This is a genomic window from Propylenella binzhouense (genome assembly GCF_009866965.1).
Taxonomy (GTDB): Bacteria; Pseudomonadota; Alphaproteobacteria; order Rhizobiales; family Afifellaceae; genus Propylenella; species Propylenella binzhouense.
Map to the genome: position 1 here is coordinate 1 of NZ_SPKJ01000192.1, position 2,483 is coordinate 2,483.

Below are 2,483 nucleotides of genomic sequence, written 5' to 3' on the forward strand. Positions count from 1 at the left end.
GTGTCCGGAAGACGCGCCAACGTCTGAACACGAGTAGAATCAACACCGTGCACCCAGTCCAGAAAATTAAACCGGACAGCAGTGGGCTCGACCCGGCGACCCAGAAGCAGAGCGGCGGCCCAGGCGCCACCTGGATGCCCGGGTCAAGCCCGGGCAGGACGACAGAAAATGCCGCTGCCTTGGGGATGCGATCCCGCCGCCTCGCCTCCCTCTCTGTCGGCGTCTCCTCCCTCTCTGTCGTCATCGCCGGACTTGATCCGGCGATCCAGAAACGGAGTGGCGGACCGGGCGCCGGCTCTCCGTCGTCGTCGGCAGAGTGGCGGACCGGAAGCCGCCTGGATGCCCGGGTCAAGCCCGGGCAGGACGACAGAGCAAGTGGCGGTCTTGAAGGCCGGCTTGGCGACCCCGCCGCCCCGCCTCCCCGCTGTCGTCATCGCCGGACTTGATCCGGCGATCCAGAAACGGAGTCGCGGACCGGGCACCGCCTGGATGCCCGGGTCAAGCCCGGGCAGGACGACAGAGCAAGCGGCAGGGGCCCGGAACGGAACAGGCGGCAAAACGCCGGAGCGGAACAGGCGGCAAACGCCGGAACAGAGCAACGGCACGGCCAGACAACGGCGCCTCAGAACACCCGCTTCCGCCTGCCACTGTCGTCATCGCCTCCCCCCTGTCGTCATCGCCGGGCCCGACCCGGCGATCCACGCCGCCTCTCCGCACCCTCCGTCGTCGCCGGACCTGGTCCGGCGATCCACGCCGCCCCGCCACCCTCTCTGTCGTCATCGCCGGACTTGATCCGGCGATCCAGAGGGCAGGTGGCATGAGACCGAAGCCGCTGGATGCCCGGGTCAAGCCCGGGCAGGACGACAGAAAATGCCGCTGCCGCGCATCCCACCCCGCGCCGCGCGCATCCCACCACGCCTCCACGTCCTTGCCACCGCCCCACGCGCCGCTGCCGCGCATCCCACCGCGCGGCCGCGCATCCCAGCGCGCCTCCACGCCATCGCCGCCCAAGGCGCCGCGACCGTGCATGCCACCACGCGCTGCCGCGCATCCCAGCGCGCCTCCACGTCCTTGCCACCACCCCACGCGCCGCGACCGCGCATCCCACCGCGCATCCACCACGCGCCGCCGCGCATCGGGCCGGGCCGCCGCGACGGCGCATGCCCTTGCCGCCGTCTCCGCCGCAATGTATGACTGTCCGGTCAGTCAGATTTGGATAGAGCGATGGCGAGGCGGAGGCGCGCGCCCCAGGTGCGTACGGAGGAGGAGCGGGAGGCCCGGCTCAGGAGCATTCTCGATGCCGCGCTCGCCATCTTCGCCGAGCGCGGCTTCGCGGCCGCCCGCCTCGACGACATCGCCGCCCGGGCGGGCGTCGCCAAGGGCACGCTCTACCTCTATTTCCCGTCCAAGGACGCGCTCTTCGAAGGCCTCGTCCGGAGCATCGTGGCGAGCCCGCTCAAGGGGCTCACCGACGAGATCGCGCGTTCGGACGCGCCGACCGACGCGCTCCTGCGCATGGTCTTCCGCTTCTTCCGCACCGAGGTGCTCGGCACCGAGCGGAAGGAGATCATCCGGCTCGTCATCGCCGAATCCCGCCGCTTTCCGCAGCTCGCCGAGACCTACCGTCGCGAAGTGATCGCGCGCGGCCTCGTGCTTCTCCGCCGGATCGCCCGGCGCGGCCTCGCCCGCGGCGAGCTCGCCTCCGACGCGCTCGCGGCCTTTCCGCAGCTGATCGTCGCGCCGGCCGTCACCGCGCTGATCTGGACCTCGCTCTTCGAGGCCGAGGAGCCGCTTGACGTCGAGGCGATGTTCGAAGCGCATGTCGCGCTCCTCACCGGCGCGGGAAAGGCGAAGCCGTGAAACGCGGAAGGCTCCTCGCGCTCCTCGTCGCGCTGCTGGCGGCGGGCGCCGCCGCCTGGTGGCTCTACGGCCGCGCTCCGGACGCGCCGGGCGGCTTCCAGGGCTATATCGAGGGCGACATCCTGTATGTCGCGCCGGAAGAGGGCGGCCGGATCGAGGCGATGGCGGTCGAGGCGGGCGACGAGGCGCGCAAGGGCGAGCTCCTCTTCGCGCTCGACACGGCCGTCCAGAATGCGCAGCGCACCGAGGCGGTCGCCCGGCTCCACCAGGCCGAGGCGCAGCTCGCCAACCTGCGGGCGGCCCAGCAGCGGCCGGAGCAGATCGCGGTGCTGAAGGCGCAGCTCGACCGGGCAAACGCCGCGCTCGAGCTCTCCCAGAGCGACTACGACCGCAAGAAGGCGCTGTTCGACCGCGGCTTCAGCTCGCGCGCGCAGCTCGACCAGGCGCGCGCGGAGCTGGAGAGCGACCGGGCCGCGCTGAGCGAGATCGAGAAGGAGATCGACGCCGCGCGGCTCGGCGGCCGCACCGACGAGATCGAGGCCGCCGAGGCGGCGGTGCGCGCCGCGCAGGCGAGCCTCGCCCAGGCCGAGACGATGCTCGCCAGGCGCCGCGTGCCGGCGCCC

2 protein-coding genes are annotated in these 2,483 nt (G+C 72.1%); both read left to right on the top strand.

What is annotated here, in order from left to right; genetic code table 11:
• The first annotated feature begins 1,224 nt into the window (after positions 1–1,224).
• Positions 1,225–1,860 (top strand): TetR/AcrR family transcriptional regulator, encoded by a 636-nt coding sequence (locus E4O86_RS22750; protein ID WP_161142824.1) that lies wholly within the window; start codon positions 1,225–1,227, stop codon positions 1,858–1,860.
• On the top strand, positions 1,857–2,483 hold a 627-nt coding region (locus tag E4O86_RS22755), incomplete at its 3' end, for an HlyD family secretion protein (RefSeq protein ID WP_343039219.1). The genes E4O86_RS22750 and E4O86_RS22755, both read left to right, overlap by 4 nt.

Bases quoted from the DNA above. Each gene is read 5' to 3' on its own strand.
- E4O86_RS22750 (WP_161142824.1), top strand. From the start codon at position 1,225: ATGGCGAGGCGGAGGCGCGCGCCCCAGGTGCGTACGGAGGAGGAGCGG.